Source organism: Streptomyces sp. NPDC030021, assembly GCF_055574035.1.
This window is the reverse complement of sequence record NZ_JBVIAH010000007.1, coordinates 238,565-264,732: the sequence shown is the minus strand read 5'-3', so window position 1 is coordinate 264,732 and position 26,168 is coordinate 238,565. Positions and strand designations below refer to the sequence as shown.

Genomic DNA, 26,168 nt, shown 5'->3' with positions numbered 1-26,168 from the left:
GTCCGGGCAACTTCGCCCGCTTGAACGGTGGTTGACAGTCACCGCATATGTAGAGTCCTATAGTGCTAGGAAGCTAGATGAATAGAGGAGGACAGTGATCGAGTTTCACCTCGATGCCCGGTCCGGCGTCGCTCCGTACATGCAGCTCGTCCACCAGGTCCGTCAGGCCCTGCGGTTGGGGCTGCTGTCCGAAGGGGACCGGCTGCCGACCGTCAAGGACGTCGCGGCCGGCGTGGCGATCAATCCGAACACCGTGCTCAAGGCCTACCGGGAGCTTGAGTACGAGGGCCTGGTCGCGAAGAAGCCCGGGGTCGGCACGTTCATCTCCGGCACGCTCAGCGACGACTCGCTCTCCGAGCACGAGCCGCTGCGCCGGGAGTTGCAGCTGTGGCTCGACAAGGCGCGGGCCGCCGGGCTGGGCGAGGAGAGCATCGAGGCCCTGTTCCTGAGCACCTTCCGCGCCCGCACCGGCACGGACCCGCACATCGAAGAGGAGAAATGACCGCAATCTTGGAAGCCCGCGCGCTGGGCAAGCGGTACGGCCGCAAAGAGGCGCTGAGCGACTGCACCCTGAGCGTGCCGTCCGGGCGGGTCGTCGGCCTGGTCGGGCCCAACGGGGCCGGGAAGTCGACCCTGCTGCAGCTGGCCTGCGGGCTGATCGGCCCGACCTCCGGCAGCATCGAGGTGCTCGGCGGCCGGCCCGCCTCCGGGCCCGAGCAGCTCGCCAAGGTCGGGTTCGTCGCCCAGGACACCCCCACCTACGCCGGGCTGTCCATCGCCGACCACCTGAAGCTGGGCGCCCGGCTCAACCCGGGCTGGGACGCTCAGCTGGCGCGGGACCGGATCCGGCAGCTCGGCCTGGACCCCGCCCAGAAGGCGGGCAGGCTCTCCGGCGGCCAGCGCGCCCAGGTGGCACTGACCCTCGCCGTCGCCAAACGGCCCGAGCTGCTGATCCTCGACGAGCCCGTCGCCGCCCTGGACCCGCTGGCCCGCCGGGAGTTCCTGCAGAGCCTGATGGAGGTCGTCGCCGAACACGGAACCACCGTCGTGCTCTCCTCGCACCTGGTGTCCGACCTGGAACGGGTCTGCGACCACCTGATCTCGCTGGTCGCCTCCCGGGTCCAGGTCGCGGGCGACGTCGACGACCTGCTCGCCACCCACTTCCGGCTCACCACCGCCCGCCGCGAGGCGGCCACCCTGCCCCAGGGCATGCAGGTCATCCAGGAGACCCACACCGAGCGGCAGAGCACCTTCATCGTGCGCTCCGACAAGCCGGTCCGGGACCCCTCCTGGGTCCTGGAGCCCCTCAACCTGGAGGACCTCGTGCTCACCTACATGAGTCAGGCCACGGCCGGGCCCGGCCCCCGACCCACCCGGGAGAACCAGCGATGATCTGGCTGACCTGGCGCCAATACCGCGTCCAGACCCTCGCCGCGCTCGCCGTCCTGGCCGCGATCGCGATATTCCTCGTGGTCACCGGCCTCCGGATGCGCGAGGTCTACGACAGCACCGTCGCCGGCTGCGGCAGCGACTGCGGATCGGCGAAGAACGCCCTGGTCGTCGAGTACCAGACCCTGACCTACTACGTCACGAGCCTGCTGCTCGCCGCGCCCGGCATCATCGGGATCTTCTGGGGCGCCCCGCTGATCGCCCGTGAACTGGAGACCGGCACCCACCGGCTCATCTGGAACCAGAGCATCACCCGGGGCCGCTGGCTCCTGGTCAAGCTCGGGGCCGTCGGCCTGATCGCCGTCGCCGTCACCGGGGTGCTCAGCCTCCTGGTGACCTGGTGGGCGAGTCCCATCGACCGGGTCAACCTGGACCGGTTCACCGCCCTGATGTTCAGCGGCCGCGGGGTCGTCCCCCTCGGCTACGCGGCGTTCGCCTTCACCCTCGGCGCCTCGGCCGGACTCCTGATCCGGCGCACCGTGCCCGCGATGGCCGCGACCCTCGCCGCCTTCCTCGCGGTGCAGATCTTCGTGCCCTACGCGATCCGCCCGCACTTCGCGGCGCCGGAGCACACCGATGTCGCACTCAGCTCCCTCGTCATGGCGCCGGTCGGCGGCGGCGAGGAGTCCGGTGCGCCGAAGGACGGCTGGAACGGGAACCACATCCAGCTGAAGGGCTCCGGAAACGACGCCCACCTGCGGATCGGGGTCCTCAAGCCCGGCGTCTGGGTCGTGTCCGATCTCGGTACGGTCCTCGACGCCTCCGGCAAGCAGGTCCGCGGCGCCGAGGGCTGCGCGGAGCGCGAGAAGGACCCCTTCGAGTGCTTCGCCGCCTCGAAGCACCACATCGAGGTCGACTACCAGCCCGCCGACCGCTACTGGACCTTCCAGTGGATCGAGACCGGGATCTTCCTCGCGCTCTCCGGACTGCTGGCCGCGTTCTGCGCCTGGTGGCTGCGCCGTCGGGCGGCCTGACCGGACGAGGGCGAAAGGGCGGCCGAAGCCAACGCAACTGGCTTCGGCCGCCCCCTCGACTCTACGGCCGTCGGGCCCGCGCCGTGGCGCGGTAGGTGCTCGGGGTCAGGCCCGTGTGCCGGGTCAGGTGGGTGCGGAGGGAGTCCGCCGTGCCGAGGCCGCTGCGGGCGGCCACCTGATCCATCGGGAGGGTGGTGGTCTCCAGGATCTCGCAGGCGCGGTCCAGACGCTGGTGCAGCAGCCACTGGAGGGGGCTGAGGCCCGTTTCCGCGCGGAAGCGACGGGTCAGGGTGCGGGTGCTCGTGCCCGCGTGCCGGGCCAGCCCGGCCAGGGTCGTCGGTTCGTGCAGGCGGGCCAGCGCCCAGGAGCGGGTGGCCGCCAGGGAGGTGCCGCGCTCGGGCGGGAGCGGGGTCTCGATGAACTGGGCCTGGCCGCCCGGCCGTACGGGGGCCGCCACGACCAGACGGGCCGTGGTGTTCGCGACGGCGGCGCCGTAGTCGCGGCGCACCAGGTGCAGGCACAGGTCGATCCCGGCCGACATGCCCGCCGACGTCAGCACCCTGCCGTCCTCGACGAACAGCACGGCGGGCACGAGGTCGACGTCGGGGAAGAGCCGCCCGAATTCCGCGGACGCCGTCCAGAAGGTCGTGGCGCGGCGGCCTTTCAGGAGACCCGCCTGCGCGAGGACGAAGGCACCCGTGCAGATGGAGGCGATGCGAGCGCCCCGCGCGGCGGCGGCGCGCAGGGCGTCCAGCACCCGGGGGTCGGGACCCTCCCGGTCGGCCGTCCCCGTGACCATCACCGTGTCGGCCCGCTCCACCGCCTCCAGGCCGTGCGGCACCACGACGTCCGTGCCGTACCGCGCCTGCACCACGCCGGGGACGAGGGTGCAGACCGCCACCTCGTACGCAGGCTGCTCACCGAGGGTCGTCGCGCCGAACACCACCCCCGGGATCGACAGGTCGAAGGTGGTGACCGGCGGGCACGCGATGACCGCGACGCGGTGCGGGGGAGTGATCGGCATGGCTCGAATCTCCGGATTGCTGGCATTCCAGCCACTACTGTACGGCCGTGCCCGGGGCGAGGGTTGACCTGTCAACCACAGCAACTCGCCGTACCAGCACAGGAGTACATCCATGGCCCTGCACGTCATCACGGGCGCCGGTGCGATCGGCACCGCCACCGCACGCCTGCTCGCCGCTTCCGGTGAGCGGGTCCGCGTCATCACCCGCAGCGGCGGCGGGCCCGATCTTCCGCTCGTCGAGCGGGTCGCCGCCGACATCACCGACACCGACCGGCTCGCCGAGCTGCTGCAGGGCGCCCGCACCCTCTACAACGCGGCCGCGCCCGCCTACCAGGACTGGCGGACCGCCTTTCCGCCCCTCGCCGCCTCACTGCTCGCCGCCGCCGGGCGGACCGGCGCCGACTACGTGATGCTGGGCAACGTGTACGGGTACGGGCCCGTCGAAGGCCCCCTCACGCCCGACCTGCCCATGAGGCCCAACTCCGACAAGGGACGGGTGCGCGCCGCCATGTGGCAGGAAGCGCTCGCCGCGCACCGGGCCGGGCGGGTCCGGGTCGCCGAGGTGCGCGCCGGCGACTTCCTCGGGGCGAACGTCCTCGGACTCTTCCCCCTCCTGGCCGTGCCCGCCGTGCTGGCCGGCGAGGAAGCCGTGCTGCCGGTCGGCCTCGACGCGCCGCACGCCTGGTCCTATACGGACGACGTCGCGCGGACCCTGATCGCGGTCGGCGGGCGGGACGACGGCTGGGGCCGCGCCTGGCACGTGCCCTCCACCTCCGAACTGTCCCCGAGGGAGCTGATGGGGCGGCTGGCCGAAGCCGCCGGCGCGCCGGGCCCGAGGCTCAGGACCACGACCCGGGAGGAACTCGACGCGGCGGCCGCGGCGGACCCGGTGATGGCCGAGATGCCGGAAATGGCCTACCAGTACGACGGCGAGCTGCGCCTCGACGCCTCCGACACCGAGCGCCTGCTCGGCGTACGGGCCACCGAACTCGACCACGTGCTGAAGGAGTTGATCTCCACCGGGCCGTCGGCACAGACGGGGCGGTGAGACCGGCGGGCGCGGCTTCCCGGGCCGGCGGCGCACCGACCGACGGGGCCGAGCCCGATTCGCTCGTGCGGGTGACCCGACGGGGGAGGGCGGGGGGCGCTCCTGCCGGGCGCCTGGCGCACGGAGGGAAGGAACGGATCCTCGCGACCGACCCGGCCGGGCCCTGAGGACCGGCCGGGCCCTGGACCGGACGGAGCATCTGCGCGGCCTCTCCGGACAGTTGAGGGGCCCCGCCGTCTGGTACCCATCTGGGTCATGGCCCCCATCCGAACCCTGCTGAGCGGCCTGCTCGGCGCCGCCCTGCTGGTCTCCGTCCAGCCCTCCGCCACCGCCGACGACGGCCGGACCGTCGACTACCACGGTCTGCGCGTCACCCTCCCGGCCGGCTGGCGGGTCGTCGACCTCGACCGGAACCCCGACGCGTGCCTGCGCCTCGACCTGCCCACCCTGTACCTCGGCCACGCCGGCACCCAGGCCGAGTGCACCGGCCGGGCCGTCGTCAGCCGCGCCGACACCCTGCACCTCGAACCCCTCGACGGGGCCCCGGAGCGCGCCGACATCCCGACCGTCGCCGTCGACTCCTGGAACGTGCTGCGCGAGGTCCCGCCCCGCTCCGACAGCAACGAGCTGCGCTACGCCCTGCGCCGCTCCGGAGTCATGGCCACCGTCTCCTACGGGGCCACGCCCGACGCCGTACGCGCCGTCCTGGCGCAGGTCCGCTCCGTGACGCCGCCGCCCGGCCCGGCCCCCGTCGTCGCCGTGCCGGCCGCCGGAGGACCGAAGCCCCGTAACGCCCAGGAGCCCTTCAAGGGCGAGGGCTTCGACGCCTGCACCGCCCCCACCCAGAAGGCCATGGACACCTGGCGGGCCGAATCCCCCTTCGGTGCGATCGGCGTCTACATCGGCGGCGGGGCCCGGGCCTGCGCCCAGCCGCGGCTCACGGCCCGCTGGGTGGAACGGCAGGCCGCCGCGGGCTGGCACCTGATGCCGATCTGGGTGGGCCCGCAGCCCTGGCACAACGCCGCCACCGGCCTGTCCACCGACCCCTCCGAGGCCAACGGGCAGGGCCGGGAGGCCGCCGAGGGCGCGGCGGACGCGGCCCGGTCGCTGGGGCTGGCCGAGGGCACGGTGCTCTACAACGACCTGGAGAACTACACGGACCGCTCCACCTGGGACGCCCCGGTCGTGGCCTACCTGACCGCCTGGACGGACCGGCTGCACGAGCTGGGCTTCCGCTCCGCCGCCTACGTCTCGGTGAGCTCCGGGGTCAAGGCACTGAGCGCCCACTACCACCAGGCCCCCCAAGCCATGCCGGACGTGCTCTGGGCCGCCCGCTGGAACCTGTCGGCCTCCGTCGGCGACGCCGACATGGGCCTGCCGACGGGCACGGCCCAGTGGGCCGGTCCGCGCCGGGCCCACCAGTTCCGCGGCGACCACCACGCCACCTACGGCGGGATCACCCTCAACATCGACCGCAGCCGGGTGGACGTGAACCCGGCCGCCCTCGGCCCGATCGGCGGCCTGCCCCCGCTCAGCTAGGGCGTCTCCTCGCGCGGCGGTTCGTCGTCGTCGCCCCGGCGCAGGGTGCGCAGGCCGTGCTCCGGGGTCCACGACCGCACCACCAGCTCCTCGCCCTCCGCGCGGACGCGGACGACCTCCGTCAGATCGGCGTAGAAGAGGTGGAAGGGGTGCGGGGTCGCCGTCTCCTCCGCGTACCGGTGCAGTTCGGGCGGGTCCACGAGCTCCACCGCGCGTCCGGAGATCCGTGCGTCCCCGTCCGGCATGTCCTCGCCCGCGCCCGGATTGGTGTGCAGGGCGAAGCGCGGGTCGTGCTGGAGGTCCCTGGCCTTCATCGAGCCGAACATCATGCCGAGCCACAGCTCCCCGCCCCGGATGTCGACATTCAGCCCGGTCGCGCGGGGGGAGCCGTCCTTGCGCAGGGTGGCCAGGACGTGGTGCGGGTACTGCGCGAAACGGGCCTGGACGGCCGCAGCGAACTCCGGTTCCGCCGTCTCGAAGACTGCCCAGCTGGTATGCGTCATACGTCCATCAAAGCGCGGGTACCGGCAGGCGCAGGTCAGGCGCGCACGATGCCCGCACTCCGTGCCGCCGCCAGCCAGGCCGGGAAATCCCCGACCAGGCGGTCGTACAGTTCGCCGTCCGGCACGGTGCGGGGGTCCGCTCCCGCATGGAAGTAGCCCGCGTTGTCGACGGCCCGCTGCGCCGGGACGGGCAGCTCGTCCAGCCGGCGCAGGAAGTCGAACTGCGTGCTGCGCGTGTTCCCGAAGCCGACGAACTGCCAGAAGAGCGGCAGCCGGGCCGCCTTGCACAGGTACCGCTCCGCCGCGAGTTTGTTGATCGGCCCGCCGTCGGTCTGGAAGACGACCAGGGCGGGGGCCGTCGCCCCCGAGTCCAGGTAGTGGTCGATGACCGCGTCCATCGCCGCGTGGTACGCCGTCTTGCCCATGTGGCCCAGCCGGGAGGCGATCTCGGTGACCCGGCCCTCGTGCCCGGCCAGGGAGATCTCCTCCAGCGCGTCGACCTCGGTGGAGAAGAAGACCACCGGCACGCGGGCGTCGTCGTCCAGGTGTGCGGACAGCCCCAGCACCCGGTCCGCGAGGGCCTGCACGCTGCCGTCCGCGTAGTACGGGCGCATCGACCCGGAGTAGTCCAGCACCAGGTAGACGGCGGCCCGCCCGCCCTCCATGCCGTACTTGCGCAGGGAGACCCCGGCGCTCTTGTAGAAGCTCACGAGCGCCGGAGCCGTCTCCTCGACCTTGCGGAGGTTGATCGCGCTGCCCGTCATGGGGCGAGCGTACGGCAGCGCCCCGGCCCGGCAGCCCGTCGGTCCGTGAGCCGGTCAGCCCGCCATGGTGAAACCGAGGCCCGCCGCCAGCCGTGCCCGGTGCGCGGCCGGCGCGCCGAGCAGGAGGGCGGAGCCGTGGGCCCGCTTGAAGAACTCGTGCGCCTCGTGCTCCCACGTGATGCCGATGCCGCCGTGCAGCTGGATCATCTCCCCGGCCACGTACGAGAACGCCTGCGAGCAGGCCGACTTCGCGGCGGCCGCGAGGTGCGGCGGTGCCCCGGCCGCGGCCGCCGCGCGGGCGAGCGCCCGGGCCGTCTCCACCGCCGTGTGCATGTCGGCGAGCCGGTGCTTGACCGCCTGGAAGGAGCCGATGGGCCGGCCGAACTGGACCCGGTCCTTCGCGTACCGGACCGTCACCTCCAGGGCGCGCGCGGCCGCCCCCACCTGCTCGGCGGCCAGCGCCGTACAGGCCAGGTCGCGGACCCGGGCGAGGACGGCGGTTCCGTCGGGCGACAGCAGCCGGGCCGGGGTCCGGTCCAGGGTCAGCTCCGCGAGGGGGCGGGTGCGGTCCAGGGTCGACCGTACGGTGAACCCGGCCGGTGCGGCGGTCAGTTCGAACAGGCCGAGCCTCCCGGTGCCGGCGGCCCTCGCGAAGGCCAGCACCAGGCCCGGCTCGGCCGGACCGGCCGGCACGTACCGCTTGGTTCCGGTGAGCAGCCACCCGGCGCCGGCCGGCTCGGCCCGCGCGGTCAGGCCGGCGGCCTCCCAGCCGGGCGTCTCCGCCCAGGCCAGCGCGCCCACCACCGAGCCCTCGGCCAGCCCCGGCAGGTGCCGGGCACAGGCCCCCGGGTCACCGGCCGCGAGCAGCGCCCCCGCCGTCAGGACCGCCGAGCCCAGATACGGTACGGGGCTCAGCGCGCGGCCCAGTTCCGCCATGACCACCGCGACCTCGGCGGCCCCGCGGCCCAGCCCGCCGTACTCCTCCGGCACGGCCAGCGCGGCCGCGCCCACCTGGGCCGTCAGCGGGGCCCAGGCCGCGTGGCCGGGATGGCGGGCGAGCACCGCCCGTACGGCGTCCCCCAGTTCCGCCAGCTCCTGCGCCTGCGCCAGCTCCTGCGCCTGCGCCTGCGTCTCCGTGCCGCTCATGCCGGCTCCCCCCGGGCCGCGCGCCGCAGTTCCGTCTTCAGCAGCTTGCCGCCCGCGTTGCGCGGGAGCTCCGGCAGCCGGGTGAAGCGTCGCGGCACCTTGAAATTGGCCAGCCGTTCCCGGGTCCAGGCGGTCAGCTCGGCGGCCGTGACCGGGGCGGAGGTGACCACGTAGGCCACGCCGACCTCGCCGAGCCGCTCGTCCGGGGCGCCGACGACGGCCGCGTCGGTGATGGCGGGGTGGGTCAGCAGTACGTTCTCCACCTCCGCCGGATAGGCGTTGAAACCGCCGACCACGTACATGTCCTTCAGCCGGTCGGTGACCGAGAGGTAGCCGCGCGCGTCCAGCACGCCGATGTCCCCGGTGCGCAGCCAGCCGTCGGGCGGGACGGCCTCGGCGGTGGCCGCGGGGTCGTCCAGGTAGCCGGAGGTGACGTGGTAGCCGCGGACCTGCACCTCTCCGGGCTTCCCGGCGGACATTACCTCGCCGAGCGGGGAGACGATCCGTACCTCGGTGTCCGGCAGCGGCAGGCCGACGGTGTGGGCGACGGTCCAGGCGTCGGCGTCGGCGGGGCAGACGGTGACCACGCCGCCGGACTCCGTCAGTCCGTACGCGGTGAACACGTCCGGGGCGCCGAGCACCTCGCGGATCTCCTCGACGAGGGCGGTGGGCACGGTGGCCGCGCCGGTGCCGGCCAGCCGCAGCGCGGACAGGTCGAAGGCGGCGCGCCCGGGGTGGCGGATCAGGCCGTGGAAGACGGTCGGCGGGCCCATCAGGCAGGACACCCGCTCGGCGGCCATGCGCACCAGGATGCGGTCGGTGTCGTAGACGGCCTCCGGGAGCATGGTCGCCCCGCGCAGCAGGCAGGCGAGGACCCCGGCCTTGTAGCCGAAGGTGTGGAAGAAGGGGTTGACCAGCAGGTAGCGGTCTCCGGGGCGCAGGGTGACCAGCTCGGACCAGGAGGTGTAGAGCCGGATCGTCTGGCCGTGGGTGGTCATCACGCCTTTGGAGCGCCCGGTGGTGCCGGAGGTGTAGAGGATGTCGCTCAGGTGTTCCGGGCGGATCAGGTCGGCGCGGGCGAGGCGTTCCGCCTCCGTGACGGACGTTCCGGCGGCCAGGTACGCCTCCCAGGACCCGGGCCCTGTCCCGCCGCGCAGGACGACGGTGGACGAGAGCGCCCCGAGGTCCTCGCCCGAGGAGTGCAGGGCCTCGGCGTAGTCGGTGCCGAGGAAGCCGCGCTCGGTGAAGAGGACGCGGGCGCCGCTGCGCCGGATGGTGTCGGCCGCCTCGGCGGGCTTGTAGCGGGTGTTGACGGGGACGAGGACGGCTCCCGCGCCGACGGCGCCGAGTGCGCAGGCGATCCACTCGCGGCTGTTGGGGGCCCAGAGTGCCACCCGGTCCCCTGGCCGGATCCCGTGGGCGATGGCGGCGCGGGCGGCCGCCGCGATCTCGGCGGCCAGCCGGACGAAGGTCCAGCGGACCTCGCCGTCGGCGAGTGCCTCGCGCTCCCCGTACGCGGCGGCCGCGTACTCCGGGAGCCGGGCGAGCGTGGCGGGCGGTGGTGGCGGCACCAGGGGCGGCGGTGGCATCGGACGGACCCTCCCTGCTTGACGAGCGAGCGTGGGCGGTATCCAATCACGCATGTTTTGGTTAGGCATATACCTAGTAGAAATGATCAGGAGGCTTCCATGGCGTCCCTGGACTTGAAGTCCGCCCTGTCCAGCTTCTGTACCGGCGTCGCCGTCATAACGGCACGCGCAGCCGACGGCCGTCCCGCCGGGATGGCCGTGCAGTCCTTCTCATCGGTGTCGCTGGACCCGCCGCTGGTCTGCTTCTGCCCCGCCCGCACCTCGGCCTCCTGGCCGCGGATCGAGGCCGCCGGCGCCTTCGCCGTCAACATCCTGGCCGTCGGCCAGGAGGAGCTGTGCCGCCGGTTCGCCGTCACGGGCGGGGACAAGTTCGCCGGTGTGTCCTGGCGTGCGGGCGGCAATGGCGCGCCCCTGCTCGACGGGGTCCTCGCGAGCGTCGAATGCGGCCTGGAGGGCGTGCTGGACGGCGGTGACCACGTCATCGTGCTCGGCCGGGTCACCGGCCTGACCGCGCACCGCGACGGGCCGCCGCTGCTGTACTTCCGGCGTTCCTACGGCAGCTTGCCGAGCCCCTCAAGCTCGTCGATGTCGGCGAGCATGCCCGCCGCGAGGTCGCGCTCGGAGGCGTAGTACCGCTCGGCCCACTTGAGGGTGAGCGTCGGGTACGCCCAGGCGCTCTCGTCCTTGGCGCCCTCCCCGTCGGCCACCGCGCGACGGCGCATCGTCTCCGCGAACTCCTGGTGCCGGAGGAGGACTTCGCGCAACTGCTCCGGCTCCAGCAGGTGGCCCAGCCACAGCCGCAGCATCGGCCCGTGCTTGAGGACGGGCGGGTCGACGGGGGCCTCGCGGGCCCACTCCCGTACGGCCGCCATGCCCTCGTCCGTGATCCGGTAGACCCGCTTGTCGCGCGTCCCGGTGTCCTGGGCGACCATCCGCGAGGACGCGTAGCCGGCCTTCTCCAGGCGCTTGAGCTCGCTGTAGATCTGGCTGAACGACGGGCTCCAGTAGAAGAACCGCAGCGACCAGTCCGACCACTTCTTCAGGTCGTAACCGGAGAGCTCCTCTCCGAAGGAGAGCAGCCCGAGCACCGCCCAGCTGGTCGCGGGGAGCGCGCGCTTGTTCGTCTCGTCTGCCACGCAGCGCAGTCTACGACCGGTCCTCACGGCACCCTTCCCCCTGCGAGGTATGACTGCTAGAAGTATTCCTATTCGAAATATTCGACAACGGGCTCGAAGTACCGGATGGAGGGACCTCACCGTGAAGTTCTCGATGATCTTCGAGGCGCAGCTCGTCGACCCCACCCCCGAACGTGAACGCCAGGTCATCCACGACTGCGTCGAACAGGCCGTCCACGCCGAGGAGATGGGCTTCGACCGGATCTGGGCCGTCGAACACCACTCCCTGACCCGGTACGCGCACATGAGTGCCTCCGAGATCTTCCTGACCTGGGTGGCCGCCCGCACGCGCCGGATCCGGATCGGCCACGGCGTCGTCACCATGCCCTTCGGCTACCAGCACCCGGTGCGCGTCGCCGAGCGCGCCGCCATGCTCGACGTGCTCTCCGGCGGCCGCGTCGACATCGGCGCCGGGCGCGGTGCCACCCGCCAGGAGATGTCCATGTACGGGGTCAGGCCCGAGGACACCTACCCGCAGATGGAGGAGGCGCTGCGGATCTTCTCCTCGGCCTGGAAGGAGGAGACCTTCGAATGGCACGGCTCCATCGACATCGGCCCCGGCGCGATCCTGCCCCGCCCGGTCCAGGACCCGCACCCGCCGCTGTTCATGGCCTGCTCCAGGCACGACACCCTCAAGCTGGCCGCCGAGCTCGGCATCGGAGCCCTGGTGATGGGCTTCGCCGGCGCCGACGACGTACGCGCCATGCGCAAGGTCTACGACGAGGCCATCGCCACGCGCACCGGCGAGCGCTTCGTCGGGGCCGAGGCCAACGACCACCTCTCCGCCCTCTGCCCGACCATCGTCCTCGACGACGCCGAGCGGGCCCTGCGGCTGGGCACGCGCGGGCAGCGCTTCTTCGCCGAGTCCATCGCGCACTGGTACGGGAACGGCCCCGAGCCGACCGGGTACGCGGAGGAGGAGGACCACGTGGGGGCGCTGGCCAAGGGCCGGGAGGAGCTCGTCGCCCGGCTGCACGAGGCGAACATTCCCGCCCGCCCCGTCGACACCGGCACCTACAACGCGGAGCACGCGTACGGCAGCGCCGAAACCGCCATCGCCTACGTCGAGCAGCTGCGCGAGATCGGCGTCGACGAGGTGATGTGCCTGATCCAGATGGGCACCGTCCCCCAGGAGGCGTGCATGGAGACCATCCGCCAGTGGGGCGAGAAGGTCATCCCGCACTTCCGCGCGCTGGAGGGCTGAGCCGTGGGGGAGCAGCTCGGCGGGAAGGTCGTCGTGATCACCGGCGCCGGGCGTGGCCAGGGCGCCGCCGAGGCCCGGCTGTGCGCGCAGGCGGGGGCCCGGGTCGTCGTCACCGACGTACGGGAGGACGAGGGCCGGGCGGTGGCCGCCGAACTCGGCGACCAGGGACTGTACGTCCGCCACGACGTGGCCGACGCGGCGAGCTGGGCGACGGTGGTGAAGGAGACGGTCCGCGCCTTCGGGACGGTATCGGCGCTGGTCAACAATGCGGCCCTGTGGCGCACCGCCCACGTGGAAGAGCAGCGGCCGGCGGACTTCGAAGCGCTTCTGCGGGTCAACCTGCTCGGCCCGTTCCTCGGCATCCAGGCGGTCGCGCCGGTGCTGCGGGCGGGCGGGGGCGGCTCGGTCGTCAACATCTCCTCCACCGCCGGACTGGTCGGGATACCGGGCCACGCCGCCTACGGATCCACCAAGTTCGGGCTGCGCGGACTGACCCGGTCGGCGGCGCTCGACCTCGCCGGGGACCGGATCCGGGTCAACTCGGTGCACCCGGGGGCCATCGACACCCCGATGGTGGCCGAGGCGGTGGCGGGCCGGGACTGGTCGCACATACCGCTGGGGCGCATCGGCCGCCCGGAGGAGGTCGGGGAGCTGGTCCTCTTCCTCTGCTCGGACGCGTCCTCGTACGTGACGGGCAGCGAGTTCACCGTGGACGGGGGGATGACGACGGCATGAGCGACCTCCGTGCACCCGACCCCCTCTCACCGCAGGCCAGACAGCTGTGCGACGCGATGACCGCCGGCTTCCCGGGCCCGGGCGACATCCGCGCGCTGCGGGCGGCCGCGGCGTCCGGGTCCGGCCGCGAGGGCCCGGCCGTGGCCTCGGTGTCCGACGCCGCCGCGGGCGGGGTCCCGGTCCGCATCTACGATCCCGCGCCCGGCCGGTCCGACCGGCCCCTGGTCGTCTTCCTGCACGGTGGCGGCTGGGTGATGTGCGGCCTGGACAGCCACGACGCGACCTGCCGCTCCCTGGCCGTGGCCGCGGGGGCGGTGGTCGTCTCGGCGGACTACCGGCTGGCCCCGGAACACCCCTGGCCGGCGGCGCCGGACGACGCGCTCACCGTCCTGCTCTGGGCCCGGGACCGGGCCCGCGCGCTCGGCTGCGACCCCGGCCGGGTGGTGCTGGCGGGGGACTCCAGCGGCGGCAACCTCGCGGCCGTGACGGCCCTGCGCGCACCCGGACTCGTAGCGGGACAGGTGCTGTTCTATCCGCCGCTGGACGCCTGGATGGACTCCGCCTCCGTGGAGAGGTACGCGGAGGGCTACTTCCACACCGCCGCCCACATGGCCTGGTACTGGGACCAGTACGGCGGCGACCCGGAGCACCCGCACGTCTCGCCGCTGCGCGCCCCCGACCTGTCGGGCCTGCCGCCCGCCCTGATCGTCCTCGCCGACTGCGACGTGCTGCGCGACGAGGGGCTCGCGTACGCCCGCCGACTGGCGTCGGCCGGCGTCGACTGCACGCTCCAGCTCCACCCGGGGGTCTTCCACGGCTTCCTGGGCCTGCCGCTTCCGGCGGGAGCCGCCGCGCTCCGGGCGGCCGCGGACTGGGTGGCGGGGGCGGGAAGGGTGGGGCGGCCGGGCTCCCAGGCATGATGTGTCCATGGCTGAACTGATACGGAGACTGCCGGGCGCGGTCCTGCGCAACTGCCTTCTCCTGGCGGTGGAGTTCGGTGCGATCTGGCTGCTTCGGGGACCCGGGGGAGCCTGGATCCCGGTCCTGCTGGCCGTCTTCGTCGCCGGTGCGGCCGTACCGCACGGAACCGGCGCGGAATTCGTCGCCCGCACCTCCGTCGCACTGCTCGCGGTCGGCATCGCGGTGGCCGGCGGGATCGCCTGGGACCGGCACACCCTGCACGACCGCGGCCGGGAGGAACAGGCGGTCGTCGCCGAGCGGGCCATGGTGCAGGACGGCTCGACCACCTCCCCGTCGCTGCGGCTGCGCACGGAGTCCGGCCGGGACCTGCCCGGACCGGTGGCGACGGACCTCCCGGTCGGCGCCCGGCTGACCGTGACGGTGGACCCCGACGGCCCCGCCTGGGCCGTGGGCGGCCGCCCGGACCGCCCCCTCTGGCCGGCGGCCGGCACCGCGGCCCTGATCCTGCTCCAGACCACCCTCGTCGGCCGGATCTCCCTGCGCCCCCGCTAGGCCGTATCGGGTCGTGATCAATGAGCACCGCAGCCTCTGGGGTGCGCCGCGTGGGTGCGAGTGACCGGAAGCGTTGCCGCAGGCAGGCAGGCAGGCAGGCAGGCAGAGCCGGGGCCCGAGGGCCCCGGCTGCGTGCCCGCCGGGGTGGCGTGTCAGACCATGGCGAGCCGGTCCACCAACAGCTCCACCCTCGGCTCGGCGTCCTCGGGCAGCAGGCGGCCCGCTCGGGTCAGGGTCGCCAGGCCGTGCAGAGCCGCCCAGAACACCTCGGTGAACAGCCCCGGGTGGACGCCGTCGCCGGCGACCTCGGCGAGGCACTCGAGCAGGGCGGCGAAGGCGTCCTTCAGCGGCTCGGGGGTGTCCTCCTGCGCGTACGCCAGGCCGCCGTCGAGCTGGAACAAGGCGTCGTACACTGCCGGGTTGCGTCCGGCGAAGTCGAGGTAGGCGCGGGCGAGGGCGGCGACCCGCTCGCGCGGGCTGTTCGCTCCGGAGGCCGCGGCACGCACCGCCGCGGCCAGCTCGGCGGCGCCTTCCAGGGCGACGGCGCCGATGATCTCGCGCTTGCCGCGGAAGTGGCTGTAGAGGACGGGCTGGCTGTATTCGATGCGCTCGGCGAGCCGGCGGGTGGTGACTGCGTCCCAGCCCTGCTGCTCGGCGAGTTCGCGGGCCGTCGCCACGATGAGGCGCTCGCGCTCCGCCCGTTCGCGCTCCTTGCGTTCCTGTACCGACATGGATCGATCCTAGCATCGCTAGACAACCGAGCGTTAGCAACGCTAGCGTTGCCTCATCATCTAGCGACGCTAGTTCAGGGATCGTCATGCTCACCACACTTGAGGTCGTCACCACCGTCGTCGTCGGCCTGATGGTGGGGGTGGAGTTCTCCGTCGCCTTCATCATGAACCGGATCCTGGACGCCCTTCCCGAGGACAGCGGGCAGCTCGGTCACGCCCACGGCGGCCGGATCCTCGGCACCCTGATGCCGTTCTGGTACGTAGGCTCGCTCGTCCTCAGCGCGATCTGGGCCGTTGCCGGATGGCACCACCACGGCGCCGGACTCGTCGTCACCGCCGCCGGACTGCTGATCCTCAGCGTGGTCATGTCGATCCTGCTGCTCGTCCCGATCAACAACCGGAACAAGACCTGGACCCCCGAGAACCGGCCCGCCGACTGGAAGGAGCAGCTGCGCCGCTGGGACCGCTACCACTACATCCGCGTCGCCGTCATCGTCGCCGCGTTCACCCTGCTGGCCGCCGCTCTCGCGGCCTGATCAGGCCCCACACGACTCGGCAAGCTCCACCAAGCTCACCAAGCCGGCGATGACTCGCATGGAGAAGAAAATGTCGCTGAAGAAGATCAACACCGTCCTGGCCGCCGCCTTCATCCTCTTCATCCTCTGGTTCGGGACGGAGTACATCCTGAGCCCGGAGACGACGGCGCCGGGCTACGGCCTGCCGAGCTGGCCGTCCGGCGACGGCGACGGCTTCCTGACCATCAAGGGAATCCGCGACGTCGTCTTGGCCCTGGTTCTGGGCATCCTGCTGGTGACGGGCCACCGCCGGGCGCTGGGCTGGGTGCTGTTGGTGGAAGCACTCGCCGCGTACGGCGACATGACCAACGTGCTGGCCCACCACGGCTCCGTGACCACCGCGCTCGGCGTCCACTGCCTGACCGCGACGCTGATGGTGGTCAACGGCCTGCTGATCATGCGCGAGACCCGCAGCGTCGCGGCCGCTCCGGAAACGCCCGCCCCGCAGCCCGCCCGACGCGGACCGGGCCGTGATCGATCCGTGCGGGTTTCGCCCCGTTCCTGGCCCTGGCCCGGCAGGCCGTCGTGCGTGACGCGCGCAACTGACTGACGAAGAGTGGGAGTTCATCGAGCCGCACCTGCCGATCGGCGAGTACGGCCCGTACCCCAAGACCCTGCGGCAGCAGTTCGAGGGCCGGCGAAAGCTCCGCCTGAAGGCCGCCCTCCTGGGGCGCTCGCGGGGCGGGCAGACCGGCAAGGTCCACCTCGTCGCCGACCGCAGGTGCCGCCCGCTGGCGTTCGTGCCGACCGCCGGGCGGGCGGCCGACAGCCCGTAGTTCATTCCGGGCCTTTCCGGTCATCCGGCTCGACGGCCACTGCGTCCGGCGATCTCGTGACCGCCGTCATTTGTCAAGTCCCGAAATCCAGGGACGTGAAGCATTTCGCCGCCCCGGGCCTAATTGAGTCATGGGATCACGCAGAGCAGGTGACCCACCCGCACCGTCCGGAACGCTCCGGCGGCGCGGATTGCGGGAGAAAGTGTCCCGCTGCCGAAAGGTCCATGTGAGAGCAGGATCATTCGGCAATCCATCTGTCCTTTCTCACCGGAGGTGAATTCTCATGACTCACGCATTCGTCACACGGCGTTTCGCCATCCTTACGGCCGCGTCCGCTCTGGCCGCAGCAGGTGCACTGCTGCCTTCCAGCGCATTCGCCGCGCCGGCGACGCCGAACGTCAGCACCGCAACCACCACGACGGCAGTCAAACACGGTGGTCACGGTCACGGCCACGGCCACGGGCACGGGCACCATCACCACCGCCACTGTCACGGCCACTGGGACTGGGGCTGGGGCTGGTAAGGCGGCGAGACGGGAAAGAAGTCATCGTTGACAAGAACGGTTGAGTTCCGGTCCAGGCTGGGTGGCAAAGCCATACAGCCTGGACCGCCGAATGCGTGCACCTACTTGATCGCGTAGGAGCATCCCTTCACGGTAGTGACGCCGTCGCTCTCCGCGACCTTCTTCCCGTCGGCCTTGATGACGCACCGGGCCTGCTGCAGCTTGCCGTCGGGGCCCGTGATCGTGCCCGGGGTCACGTTCAACAGGTAGCCCACCTGCTGCTCCGCGGCGGTGAGCTCCGCGGTCCAGGGTCTCCTCGTGGGTCGCGCCGCCGGCCTTGGCGGGGCGGCCTTCGCACGGTGCAAGTACCTCGATCTTGTTGTCGCTTGTGTGATCGAAAACAATGGACGCATGACCACACGTGCCCGTTCCTTCGATGCAGCAGCCGCTTCGTACGCGGCCCACCGCCCCAGCTACCCCCCGGCGCTCTTCGACGCCGTCGAGTCCCTCACCGGGCGGCCGCTCGCCGGGGCCCGGGTGGCCGACGTAGGAGCCGGCACCGGGATCGCCACCGCGCTCCTGCACGAGCGCGGGGCCGAGGTCGTCGCCGTGGAGCCCGGGGACGGAATGGCCGCCCAGTTCCGCCGCACCTGCCCCGGGATCCCGGTCGTGCGCGGCGACGGGGACCGGCTGCCGCTGGCCACCGGCGCGTTCGACCTGCTCACCTACGCCCAGGCCTGGCACTGGACCGACCCGGCCCGCTCCGTGCCCGAGGCCCGGCGGGTGCTGCGCCCCGGCGGCGCGCTCGCGCTCTGGTGGAACGACACGGACGCCACCGTGCCGTGGATCGCCGAACAGGAGGAGCGGCTCCGGGTCTTCTTCGAGGTCAAGGGGGAGACCCACCGCACCCTGCCCGAGGGGCTCGGCGCGTTCACCACCCGGTCCGTGACGTGGACCCGGCGCATCACGCTGGACGACCACCTCGCCAACCTCGCCAGCCACTCCGCCTTCCTGGTCCTGGGCGAGGCCCGCACCCGCGCGTACTTCGAGGGGGAGCGGGAGCTGCTGAACCCGCTCTTCCCGGACGGCATCGTCGAGGAGCAGTACGTCGTGAGCCTCAGCGTCGCGGTGGTGTGAGGGACCGCAGGACCTCGGCCCGGCAGGCCGATGGCGTTCCCCAGGCGTCCCGCAGGGGGCGGGCCTTGCGCAGCCACAGGGACAGGTCCAGCTCCTCGGTGTAGCCCACCGCACCGTGGAGCTGGAGCGCGGTCATCGCCGCCCGGTAGGACGCCTCGCCGGCCGCCAGTTTCGCCGCCGCCACCTCGCCCGGGTCGAGCGACAGCGCCGCCGCCCACACCAGCGGGCGGGCGAACTCCAGGTCGAGCAGGGTGTCCGCCAGCCGGTGCTTCACCGCCTGGAAGGTCCCGATCGGCGTCCCGAACTGCGTGCGCTGCTTCACGTACTCCACCGTCCTGGCCAGCAGCGCCTCGCCGGCGCCCAGGCACTGGGCCGCCGTCAGCAGCCGGGCCCAGCGTCCGGCCACCTCGGCCGCCCGGGCCACCGCCGGGCCCGCCGCCAGCAGTTCACCCGCGCCGACCGGCGGGCGGGACAGCCGGCGTGCGGGGTCCGTCGACCGGAGCGGCTCACCCGCCGAGCCCGCGCCGCCCGCCACTCGCAGTTCGCCCGCGCCGCCCGCCACTCGCAGTTCGCCCGCCGGGGACACCGTGAAGCAGTACGTCGCCGTGTCCGCGTCCAGGGCGTACGGGCTCCCGCCCGGCAGGGTCAGCGTGGCCGAGGTCGCGCCCTGCGCCAGCCCCGGCAGGAACCGCTTGGCCAGCGCCTCGTCCGCCAGCTCCGCCAGCAGCACCGACACCGCGGCGCTCTCCACCACCGGCCCCGGCACCCCGGCCCGGCCCAGCTCCACGAAGCCGAGGGACAGCTCCGCCGGGAGCAGGCCCGCCCCCTCGTAGGGCTCCGGTACGGCCAGCGCGAACAGCCCCGTCCCCGCGAGCCGGGACCACACCGTCCGCCCGGGCCCGGCGTCGCCGTCCGCCCAGGCCCGTACTGCCGCCGGGACCTGTGCCGAGCCCAGCAGGGAGCGCAGCGTACGCGCGAAGTCCGACTGCTCGTCGGTCAGCAGGAAGCGCATCAGCGGCGGCCCTTCGGGAGGCCGAGCAGCCGCTCGGCGATGATGTCGCGCTGGATCTCGTTCGTTCCCGCGTAGATCGGTCCGGCCAGGGAGAACACCCACGGCTCGGCCCACTCGCCCTCCGCGAGCTCCGCGTCCGCGCCCAGCAGGTCCAGCGCCGTCTCGTGCAGGGCGATGTCGTACTGCGACCAGAACACCTTGTTCAGGCTGGACTCGGCGCCGATCGTCGCGCCCGCCGCGAATCGGGAGGCGTTCGCCCAGGTGAACAGCTCGTACGCGCGGGCCCCGACCACCGCGTCCGCCACCCGGTCCCGCAGCGCGGTGTCGGACGGGTCCCCGTGTTCGCGCCACAGCCCGACCAGCCGGTCCGCCGCGGCCAGGAAACGGCCGGGGGAGCGCAGGGTCAGCCCGCGCTCGTTGCCGGTCGTCGACATGGCGATCCGCCAGCCCTGCCCCGGCTCCCCGATCACGTCCTCGTCCGGCACGAAGACCTGGTCCAGGAAGAGCTCCGCGAAGGCCGGCTTGCCGTCGAGGCGCCCGATGGGCCGCACCGTCACCCCCGGCGCCCGCAGGTCGAACATCAGGTACGTCAGCCCCTGGTGGGGTTTCGGGGTGTCCGGGTCGGTGCGGAAGATCCCGAAGGCGCGGTCCGCGAAGGCCGCCCGCGAGGACCACGTCTTCTGCCCGGTCAGCAGCCAGCCGCCCTCCGTGCGGACCGCCCGCGACATCAGCGAGGCCAGGTCGGACCCCGCGCCGGGCTCCGACCAGGCCTGCGCCCAGATCACCTCGCCGCTCGCCATCGACGGCAGGACCCGCGCGCGCTGCCGCGCGCTCGCGTGGTCGAAGAGGGTGGGGGCGAGGAGGCTGATGCCGTTCTGCGAGACCCGGCCGGGCGCGCCCGCGGCCCAGTACTCCTCCTCGAAGACCAGCCACTTGACGATGTCCACGCCCCGGCCCCCGTACTCCTCGGGCCACGAGACCACCGACCAGCGCTCCGCGTGCAGCAGCGCCTCCCACTCCCGGTGCGCCGCGAAGCCCTCGGCCGTCTCCAGGGAGGGCAGGGGCCGGGCCGGGACATGGGCGCGGAGCCAGGTGCGGGCCTCGGCCCGGAAGGCCTCCACGTCCGCCGTGTGCGTGAGTTCCATCAGGTGTTCGCCTCCTTCAGGGCGGCGATGTCGATGCCGCCGAGCGAGTCCGCCGCCGTCTCCGCGTTGTGCGCGTGGGCGAGGTGGTGCAGGCCGAACACCGAGTCCATGCCGGTGTGTAGGCCCTGGAGGTCCTCGGCCTGGTTGACGGCCCGCTTGGTCAGCGCCAGTCCGAAGGCGGGCATCCCGGCGATCCGCAGCGCCAGCCGTTCGGTCTCGGCCTCCAGGCCGTCCGGTGCCACGACCCGGTTGACCATGCCGACCTCGTACGCGCGCCGGGCCGTCATCCGGTCGCCGGTGTAGAGGAACTCCTTCGCGATCCGCGGCGGCATCGCCCACGGGTGCGCGAAGTATTCGACCCCGGGGATGCCCATCCGTACGACCGGGTCCGCGAAGAAGGCGTCCTCGCTCGCCACGATCAGGTCGCAGACCCAGGCCAGCATCAGCCCGCCCGCCACACAGGCGCCCCGCACCGAGGCGATCACCGGCTTCGGCAGCTCCCGCCAGCGCCGGCACATCCCCAGGTACACCTCCGATTCGCGCGCGAAGCGGGACTCGGCGCCCGGCCGCCCGGTGTGGTCCCACCACAGGCCGGCCCGCCGCTCGAAGGGCAGGTGGGCGTCGCGCCCGGGGGTGCCGATGTCGTGGCCCGCGGAGAAGTGCTCACCGGCCCCGGCGAGGACGACCACCTTCACCTCGGGGTCCTTGGCGGCCCGGTAGAAGGCGTCGTCCAGCGCGTACGTCATCGCGCTGTTCTGCGCGTTGCGGTAGCGGGGGCGGTTCATCGTCACGTACGCGACCGGGCCGCGGCGCTCGTAGAGCACGGGGGTGTCGTCGGGCGAGCGGTCGTGGGGCCTGCGGTCGTCGGGCATGCGGCGTCCATCCTTCACGAGCGAAGCTTCCCTAACAAGTGTTTGGTAGGTTAACGTACGGCCATGAGTAGCGTCGAGGAGTTCCGCACCGAGGTCCGGGGGTGGCTACGGGCCCACCTCACCGGCGAGTTCGCCGGCCTCAAGGGCCGCGGCGGCCCCGGCCGCGAGCACGAGGCCTTCGCCGAACGCCTCGCCTGGGAGCGCCACATGGCGGCCCACGGCTGGACCTGCCTCGGCTGGCCCGTCGAGTACGGCGGCCGTGGCGCGAGCACCGCCGAGCAGATCGCCTTCCACGAGGAGTACGCCCTCGCCGACGCCCCCGCCCGCGTGGGCCACATCGGCGAACAGCTCCTCGGCCCCACCCTCATCGACCACGGCACCGAGGAACAGAAGCGCCGCTTCCTGCCGCCCATCCGGGCCGTGGAGGAGCTGTGGTGCCAGGGCTACAGCGAACCGGGCGCCGGCTCCGACCTCGCCGCCGTCCGCACCCGCGCCACCCTCCGAGGCGGGCAGTGGATCGTCGACGGCCAGAAGACCTGGACCTCGCTCGCCCACGCCTCCCAGTGGTGCTTCGTCCTCGCCCGCACCGAACCCGGCTCACGCCGCCACAGCGGCCTCTCCTACCTCCTGGTCCCCATGGACCGGCCGGGGGTCGAGGTCCGCCCGATCGTGCAGCTCACCGGCACCTCCGAGTTCAACGAGGTCTTCTTCGACGGCGCCCGCACCGACGCCGCCCACATCGTCGGAGCCCCCGGCGACGGCTGGCGCATCGCCATGGCCACCCTCGGCCACGAGCGCGGCGTCTCCACCCTCGGCCAGCAGGTCGGCTTCCGCCGCGAACTCGAAGCCCTCGCCGCACTCGCCCGCGCCAACGGGGCCCTCGCCGACCCGCTCATCCGCGACCGCCTCGTCCAGGCCTGGATCGGCCTGGAGACCATGCGCGCCACCGCCCTGAACCCCGCCACCGCGCCCTCCACCGCCAAGCTGTACCGGTCCCGCTGGCACCGCGACCTCGGCGAGCTCGCCATGGACGTCTGCGCCGCCCCCTCGCTCCTCGCCGACGGCGCGCACGGGGACCCGTACGACCTCGACGACTGGCAGCGGCTCATCCTCTTCTCCCGCGCCGACACCATCTACGCGGGCTCGGACGAGATCCAGCGCAGTCTCATCGCCGAGCGGATCCTCGGCCTTCCCAAGGAGGTACCGGCGTGACCGCTCCCGACTATGTCCCCGGGCACGGACTGCTGAAGGACCGCACCGCCGTCGTCACCGCCGCCGCCGGGGCCGGGATCGGCGGGGCCACCGCCCGCCGCCTCCTGGAGGAGGGCGCCCGCATCGTCATCGGCGACGCCCACGCCCGCCGCCTGAAGGAGACCGAAGAGGCGCTCGCCGCCGAGTTCGGCGCCGACCGCGTCACCTCCCTGCCCTGCGACGTCACCGAAGAGGACCAGGTCCAGGCCCTCTTCGCGCTCGCCGAGCACACCCACGGCCGCCTCGACATCGTCGTCAACAACGCCGGCCTCGGCGGCACCGCCGCCCTCGTCGACATGACCGACGACCAGTGGTCCCGCGTCCTCGACGTCACCCTGAACGGAACCTTCCGCTGCACCCGCGCCGCCCTGCGCGCGTTCAAGGCGTCCGGCGGCGGCGGAGTGGTCGTCAACAACGCCTCCGTCATCGGCTGGCGCGCCCAGACCGGCCAGGCCCACTACGCCGCCGCCAAGGCCGGGGTGATGGCCCTGACCCGCTGCGCGGCCCTGGAGGCCGCCGAGTTCGGCGTACGCGTCAACGCGGTCGCCCCGAGCCTGGCCATGCACCCGCACCTGGTGAAGGTCACCAGCGAGGAGCTCCTGGCCGAACTCACCGCCCGCGAGGCCTTCGGCCGCTACGCCGAACCCTGGGAGGTCGCCAACGTCATCGTCTTCCTGGCCAGCGCCTACTCGTCGTACATGACCGGCGAGACCGTCTCGGTCAGCAGCCAGCACGCCTAGCCATGCCGTGGCCGAGAATGGGCGCGTGCCAACGAACAAGCCGACATCCCAGAAGAAGCCGCAGGTGACGGCCTCCCCCGAACGGCGTCGTGAACTCCTCGACACCGCCGCCGAGGTCTTCGCCGCGCAGGGCTACAACGCCACCACCGTCCGCAAGATCGCCGACGCCGCCGGCATGCTCGCCGGCAGCCTCTACTACCACTTCGATTCCAAGGAATCGATGCTCGACGAGATCCTCTCGGCCTTCCTGACCGAACTGTGGGACGGGTACGACACCGTTCTCGCCGCCGGTCTCGGCCCCAGGGAGACCATCGAGGCCCTCGTCACCGAGTCCTTCCGGGAGATCGACCGGCACCGCGCCGCCGTCGCCATCTACCAGAAGGAGTCCCGCACCCTGTCCGCCCAGCCCCGCTTCCACTACCTGTCCGACTCGCAGCAGAAGTTCGAGAAGGCCTGGCTGGGGACGCTGGAGCGGGGCGTCGAGGCCGAGGTCTTCCGCGCCGACCTCGACATCCGCCTCACCTACCGCTTCGTGCGCGACACGGTGTGGGTGGCGGCCTCCTGGTACCGGCCGGGCGGACAGCACAGCCCCGAGGAGATCGCCCGCCAGTACCTGTCGATGGTGCTGGACGGGATCGCACTGCGCCCCACCTGACCGACCGGCCCGACCGACCCGACCGTCTGAGGAGTCCCGATGCCCGAGGCCTACATAGTCGATGCGGTACGCACGCCCGTCGGGCGGCGGGGCGGCGGTCTGTCCGCCGTCCACCCCGCCGACCTGGGCGCACACGTCCTGAAGGCACTGATCGAGCGGTCCGGGGTGGACCCGGCCGCCGTGGAGGACGTGGTGTTCGGCTGCCTCGACACGGTGGGGCCGCAGGCGGGGGACATCGCCCGGACGGCCTGGCTGGCGGCCGGCCTGCCCGAGGAGGTGCCCGGGGTCACCGTCGACCGCCAGTGCGGGTCCTCGCAGCAGGCCGTGCACTTCGCGGCGCAGGGCGTCCTGTCCGGCACCCAGGACCTGGTGGTCGCGGGCGGCACCCAGAACATGTCGATGATCCCGATCGCCTTCGCCTCGCGGCAGGCGGCGGAGCCCCTCGGCCTCACGGAGGGGCCGTACGCGGGCTCGGCGGGCTGGCGGGCCCGGTACGGGGACGCCCCGGTGAACCAGTTCCACGGCGCCCAGCTCATCGCGCGGAAGTGGGGGATCACCCGGCAGGACATGGAGGAGTTCGCGCTCCGCTCCCACCGGCGGGCGATCCGGGCCATCGACGAGGGCCGCTTCGCGCGCGAGACGGTGGCGTACGGGGAGGTGAGCGTGGACGAGGGCCCGCGCCGGGACACGACCCTGGAGAAGATGGCCACCCTCAAGCCGGTGGTCGAGGGCGGCACCATCACGGCGGCCGTCTCCTCGCAGGTCTCGGACGGGGCGGCCGCGATGCTGATCGCCTCCGAGCGGGCGGTACGGGAACACGGCCTGCGGCCGCGCGCCCGCATCCACCACCTCTCGGTACGGGGCGAGGACCCCATCCGCATGCTGTCCGCGCCGATCCCGGCCACCGCCTACGCGCTGAAGAAGACCGGGATGTCGCTGGCCGACATCGACCTGGTGGAGATCAACGAGGCGTTCGCCCCGGTGGTGCTGGCCTGGCTGAAGGAGACCGGGGCCGACCCGGAGCGGGTCAACGTCAACGGCGGCGCGATCGCGCTCGGCCACCCGCTGGGGGCGACCGGGGTGAAGCTGATGACCACCCTGCTGCACGAACTGGAACGCACCGGCGGCCGCTTCGGCCTCCAGACCATGTGCGAGGGCGGCGGTCAGGCCAACGTGACGATCATCGAGCGGCTGTGAGCCCCGGCTGGGAGCGGCATCCGCCGGCCGGGGGCCGGCGCAGGCCGTCGAAGCCTGTGAGGCCCCGCGGGCCGAGCGGTGCGAGGGGGCCGTGGGGGGAGGGGCCCATGTGCGAGGGCGGCGGCCAGGCCAACGTGACGATCATCGAGCGGCTGTAGGCGCCCGGCTCGGCCCCGCCGGTCACTCCGGGAGCAGCGCGAAGCCGAGGAGGACGGCCGCCTCGACGCGTACCGAGCCCGGGGTGAGGGCGCCGTCGTCCTCGGGGTCCCCGCCTGTGCGGCGGCCGTGGCTGTGGCCGCCCACCGACTCCGGGTCGACGTCCTCGATGTGGATGACCGGCCCCAGCCGCACTCCGCACGCCTCCGCGTACACCTCGGCCTTGCGCCGGGCGGCCGCCACCGCCCGGCGCCGGGCCTCGTCCCGCATCGCGGGCTTGTCCTCCACCTCGAACCGCACGGCGTCGACGCGGTTCGCGCCGGCCGTCACCGCTTCCTCGATCAAAAGCTCCAGCCCGGCCAGCTCCTCCGTCCGCACGGTGTACGTGGCCTCGCAGCCGTAGCCGTGGAAGGTCCGGTCCGCGCCGTAGCCCTTGTACTGCGAGGAGAGCTGCACCCGTGAGCCGGACACGTCCGAGTCCGGTATGCCGTGCTCACGCAGGACGTCCCGCAGCCGGGTGACCGCCGCGCCCGCCTCGGCGAAGGCCGCCTTCGGGGTCGGGGCGAGGAGATCGACCGCCAGGTCCACGTGGGCGAGCCGGGGTTCGGCGGACACGCTGCCCGCGCCGAGCACACTGAGCCCCCAGGGCTCCTTGATCGCTGCCATTCCATGATCAAACCAGCTGGGGTGGGCGGCCGCCAGGGGCTTCCGCCGCCGGTACGGCCCGTACGGCCCGTACCGGCCGGCCCGGTCCGACCCGTAGGGATGAATCTTTTCGCCGTCGGCGGAGCCGGGC

General features: G+C 72.9%; 28 protein-coding genes and 2 pseudogenes. 18 read left to right on the top strand and 12 right to left on the bottom strand.

All coding sequences use genetic code 11. From position 1 onward, the window contains the following. Positions 1–94: 94 nt before the first annotated feature. The 3 genes from ACZ4YL_RS16550 to ACZ4YL_RS16540 are packed head-to-tail and all read left to right on the top strand — an operon-like array spanning position 95 to position 2,423. The gene (locus ACZ4YL_RS16550; RefSeq protein WP_189736102.1) at positions 95–502 is read left to right on the top strand and encodes a GntR family transcriptional regulator; all 408 of its coding nucleotides are present in this window, start codon (positions 95–97) and stop codon (positions 500–502) included. Continuing rightward, entirely contained in the window at positions 499–1,392 is an 894-nt protein-coding gene (locus tag ACZ4YL_RS16545) for an ABC transporter ATP-binding protein (RefSeq protein WP_468117114.1), read from the top strand. The genes ACZ4YL_RS16550 and ACZ4YL_RS16545 overlap by 4 nt, the downstream gene beginning before the upstream one ends. Next, the gene (locus ACZ4YL_RS16540) at positions 1,389–2,423 is read left to right on the top strand and encodes an ABC transporter permease (protein WP_468117112.1); all 1,035 of its coding nucleotides are present in this window, start codon (positions 1,389–1,391) and stop codon (positions 2,421–2,423) included. The genes ACZ4YL_RS16545 and ACZ4YL_RS16540 overlap by 4 nt, the downstream gene beginning before the upstream one ends. 61 nt (positions 2,424–2,484) lie before the next feature. Here ACZ4YL_RS16540 and ACZ4YL_RS16535 read toward each other — a convergent pair whose 3' ends face one another. Next, positions 2,485–3,447 carry a GlxA family transcriptional regulator gene (locus ACZ4YL_RS16535; protein WP_468117110.1) on the bottom strand — a complete coding sequence of 321 codons (963 nt, stop codon included), beginning with the start codon at positions 3,445–3,447 and terminating at the stop codon, positions 2,485–2,487. A 112-nt stretch (positions 3,448–3,559) separates the two neighbouring features. Between ACZ4YL_RS16535 and ACZ4YL_RS16530 the strand changes: the two genes are divergently transcribed. Both ACZ4YL_RS16530 and ACZ4YL_RS16525 read left to right on the top strand, forming a co-directional pair. Beyond that, entirely contained in the window at positions 3,560–4,495 is a 936-nt protein-coding gene (locus tag ACZ4YL_RS16530) for an NAD-dependent epimerase/dehydratase family protein (RefSeq protein ID WP_468117108.1), read from the top strand. 255 nt (positions 4,496–4,750) lie between these two features. Beyond that, a complete protein-coding gene (locus ACZ4YL_RS16525; protein ID WP_468117107.1) occupies positions 4,751–6,034 on the top strand; it encodes a DUF1906 domain-containing protein in 1,284 nt (427 codons plus the stop codon). Here ACZ4YL_RS16525 and ACZ4YL_RS16520 read toward each other — a convergent pair. Genes ACZ4YL_RS16520 through ACZ4YL_RS16505 form a run of 4 tightly spaced genes read right to left on the bottom strand, consistent with a single transcriptional unit; the run spans position 6,031 to position 10,036 of the window. Further along, positions 6,031–6,537 (bottom strand): pyridoxamine 5'-phosphate oxidase family protein, encoded by a 507-nt coding sequence (locus ACZ4YL_RS16520; RefSeq protein WP_468117106.1) that lies wholly within the window; start codon positions 6,535–6,537, stop codon positions 6,031–6,033. The genes ACZ4YL_RS16525 and ACZ4YL_RS16520 overlap by 4 nt on opposite strands. 35 nt (positions 6,538–6,572) lie before the next feature. Continuing rightward, positions 6,573–7,301, bottom strand: a complete 729-nt coding sequence (locus tag ACZ4YL_RS16515; protein WP_468117104.1) for a VWA domain-containing protein — start codon at positions 7,299–7,301, stop codon at positions 6,573–6,575. A 54-nt stretch (positions 7,302–7,355) separates the two neighbouring features. Beyond that, positions 7,356–8,447: an acyl-CoA dehydrogenase family protein gene (locus ACZ4YL_RS16510; RefSeq protein ID WP_468117103.1), complete on the bottom strand. Its 1,092-nt coding sequence runs from the start codon at positions 8,445–8,447 to the stop codon at positions 7,356–7,358. Next, positions 8,444–10,036, bottom strand: a complete 1,593-nt coding sequence (locus ACZ4YL_RS16505; protein WP_468117101.1) for a FadD3 family acyl-CoA ligase — start codon at positions 10,034–10,036, stop codon at positions 8,444–8,446. Before ACZ4YL_RS16505 ends, ACZ4YL_RS16510 begins: the two co-directional genes overlap by 4 nt. A 99-nt stretch (positions 10,037–10,135) precedes the next feature. Between ACZ4YL_RS16505 and ACZ4YL_RS16500 the strand changes: the two genes are divergently transcribed. Continuing rightward, the gene (locus ACZ4YL_RS16500; RefSeq protein WP_468117100.1) at positions 10,136–10,666 is read left to right on the top strand and encodes a flavin reductase family protein; all 531 of its coding nucleotides are present in this window, start codon (positions 10,136–10,138) and stop codon (positions 10,664–10,666) included. Here the strand turns inward: ACZ4YL_RS16500 and ACZ4YL_RS16495 are convergent. After that, a complete protein-coding gene (locus ACZ4YL_RS16495) occupies positions 10,588–11,172 on the bottom strand; it encodes a PadR family transcriptional regulator (RefSeq protein WP_468117098.1) in 585 nt (194 codons plus the stop codon). The two genes, ACZ4YL_RS16500 and ACZ4YL_RS16495, sit on opposite strands and share 79 nt — an antisense overlap. Before the next feature lie 121 nt (positions 11,173–11,293). Here ACZ4YL_RS16495 and ACZ4YL_RS16490 point away from each other — a divergent pair, with 121 nt between their 5' ends. The 4 genes from ACZ4YL_RS16490 to ACZ4YL_RS16475 are packed head-to-tail and all read left to right on the top strand — an operon-like array spanning position 11,294 to position 14,623. Then, a complete protein-coding gene (locus ACZ4YL_RS16490) occupies positions 11,294–12,415 on the top strand; it encodes an LLM class flavin-dependent oxidoreductase (RefSeq protein WP_468117097.1) in 1,122 nt (373 codons plus the stop codon). Positions 12,416–12,418: 3 nt separating this feature from the next. After that, entirely contained in the window at positions 12,419–13,150 is a 732-nt protein-coding gene (locus ACZ4YL_RS16485) for an SDR family NAD(P)-dependent oxidoreductase (protein ID WP_468117095.1), read from the top strand. Continuing rightward, the gene (locus tag ACZ4YL_RS16480; RefSeq protein ID WP_468117093.1) at positions 13,147–14,070 is read left to right on the top strand and encodes an alpha/beta hydrolase; all 924 of its coding nucleotides are present in this window, start codon (positions 13,147–13,149) and stop codon (positions 14,068–14,070) included. Before ACZ4YL_RS16485 ends, ACZ4YL_RS16480 begins: the two co-directional genes overlap by 4 nt. 7 nt (positions 14,071–14,077) lie before the next feature. Continuing rightward, on the top strand, positions 14,078–14,623 hold the full coding sequence (locus ACZ4YL_RS16475) for a hypothetical protein (RefSeq protein WP_468117092.1): 546 nt from the start codon (positions 14,078–14,080) through the stop codon (positions 14,621–14,623). Positions 14,624–14,775: 152 nt separating this feature from the next. Here ACZ4YL_RS16475 and ACZ4YL_RS16470 read toward each other — a convergent pair whose 3' ends face one another. Continuing rightward, a complete protein-coding gene (locus ACZ4YL_RS16470; protein ID WP_468117091.1) occupies positions 14,776–15,354 on the bottom strand; it encodes a TetR/AcrR family transcriptional regulator in 579 nt (192 codons plus the stop codon). Positions 15,355–15,440: 86 nt separating this feature from the next. Between ACZ4YL_RS16470 and ACZ4YL_RS16465 the strand changes: the two genes are divergently transcribed. The 3 genes and pseudogenes from ACZ4YL_RS16465 to ACZ4YL_RS16455 form a co-directional block, all read left to right on the top strand. After that, positions 15,441–15,890 (top strand): anthrone oxygenase family protein, encoded by a 450-nt coding sequence (locus ACZ4YL_RS16465; protein WP_468117090.1) that lies wholly within the window; start codon positions 15,441–15,443, stop codon positions 15,888–15,890. A 70-nt stretch (positions 15,891–15,960) separates the two neighbouring features. After that, positions 15,961–16,383, top strand: a pseudogene (locus tag ACZ4YL_RS16460) (DUF4267 domain-containing protein); the annotation flags it as partial. A gap of 181 nt (positions 16,384–16,564) precedes the next feature. Further along, positions 16,565–16,702: pseudogene (locus ACZ4YL_RS16455) on the top strand (IS5/IS1182 family transposase); the annotation flags it as partial. Between the two features lie 627 nt (positions 16,703–17,329). Here ACZ4YL_RS16455 and ACZ4YL_RS16450 read toward each other — a convergent pair. Beyond that, positions 17,330–17,482: a hypothetical protein gene (locus ACZ4YL_RS16450; protein WP_468117088.1), complete on the bottom strand. Its 153-nt coding sequence runs from the start codon at positions 17,480–17,482 to the stop codon at positions 17,330–17,332. 136 nt (positions 17,483–17,618) lie between these two features. Between ACZ4YL_RS16450 and ACZ4YL_RS16445 the strand changes: the two genes are divergently transcribed. After that, positions 17,619–18,344 (top strand): class I SAM-dependent methyltransferase, encoded by a 726-nt coding sequence (locus tag ACZ4YL_RS16445; protein WP_468117086.1) that lies wholly within the window; start codon positions 17,619–17,621, stop codon positions 18,342–18,344. Here the strand turns inward: ACZ4YL_RS16445 and ACZ4YL_RS16440 are convergent. From ACZ4YL_RS16440 to ACZ4YL_RS16430, 3 genes are read right to left on the bottom strand one after another with little or no spacing between them, the layout of a single operon-like run. Then, on the bottom strand, positions 18,325–19,356 hold the full coding sequence (locus ACZ4YL_RS16440; RefSeq protein ID WP_468117084.1) for an acyl-CoA dehydrogenase family protein: 1,032 nt from the start codon (positions 19,354–19,356) through the stop codon (positions 18,325–18,327). The genes ACZ4YL_RS16445 and ACZ4YL_RS16440 overlap by 20 nt on opposite strands. Beyond that, complete coding sequence (locus ACZ4YL_RS16435; RefSeq protein WP_468117082.1) at positions 19,356–20,501, bottom strand: acyl-CoA dehydrogenase family protein; 1,146 nt, start codon at positions 20,499–20,501, stop codon at positions 19,356–19,358. The genes ACZ4YL_RS16440 and ACZ4YL_RS16435 overlap by 1 nt, the downstream gene beginning before the upstream one ends. Then, positions 20,501–21,373 (bottom strand): enoyl-CoA hydratase, encoded by an 873-nt coding sequence (locus ACZ4YL_RS16430; protein WP_468117080.1) that lies wholly within the window; start codon positions 21,371–21,373, stop codon positions 20,501–20,503. The genes ACZ4YL_RS16435 and ACZ4YL_RS16430 overlap by 1 nt, the downstream gene beginning before the upstream one ends. A 63-nt stretch (positions 21,374–21,436) precedes the next feature. On the opposite strand from ACZ4YL_RS16430, the gene ACZ4YL_RS16425 reads away from it, so the two are divergent. The 4 genes from ACZ4YL_RS16425 to ACZ4YL_RS16410 are packed head-to-tail and all read left to right on the top strand — an operon-like array spanning position 21,437 to position 25,216. Then, positions 21,437–22,585, top strand: coding sequence for an acyl-CoA dehydrogenase family protein (locus ACZ4YL_RS16425; RefSeq protein WP_468117078.1), 1,149 nt, complete (start codon positions 21,437–21,439; stop codon positions 22,583–22,585). After that, the gene (locus ACZ4YL_RS16420) at positions 22,582–23,364 is read left to right on the top strand and encodes an SDR family oxidoreductase (RefSeq protein WP_468117077.1); all 783 of its coding nucleotides are present in this window, start codon (positions 22,582–22,584) and stop codon (positions 23,362–23,364) included. Before ACZ4YL_RS16425 ends, ACZ4YL_RS16420 begins: the two co-directional genes overlap by 4 nt. 25 nt (positions 23,365–23,389) lie before the next feature. Then, positions 23,390–24,019, top strand: coding sequence for a TetR/AcrR family transcriptional regulator (locus ACZ4YL_RS16415; protein WP_301371752.1), 630 nt, complete (start codon positions 23,390–23,392; stop codon positions 24,017–24,019). Positions 24,020–24,058: 39 nt separating this feature from the next. After that, positions 24,059–25,216 carry an acetyl-CoA C-acetyltransferase gene (locus tag ACZ4YL_RS16410; RefSeq protein WP_468117075.1) on the top strand — a complete coding sequence of 386 codons (1,158 nt, stop codon included), beginning with the start codon at positions 24,059–24,061 and terminating at the stop codon, positions 25,214–25,216. A 180-nt stretch (positions 25,217–25,396) separates the two neighbouring features. Here ACZ4YL_RS16410 and ACZ4YL_RS16405 read toward each other — a convergent pair whose 3' ends face one another. Beyond that, on the bottom strand, positions 25,397–26,038 hold the full coding sequence (locus ACZ4YL_RS16405) for an SIMPL domain-containing protein (protein WP_468117073.1): 642 nt from the start codon (positions 26,036–26,038) through the stop codon (positions 25,397–25,399). Positions 26,039–26,168 lie beyond the last annotated feature (130 nt).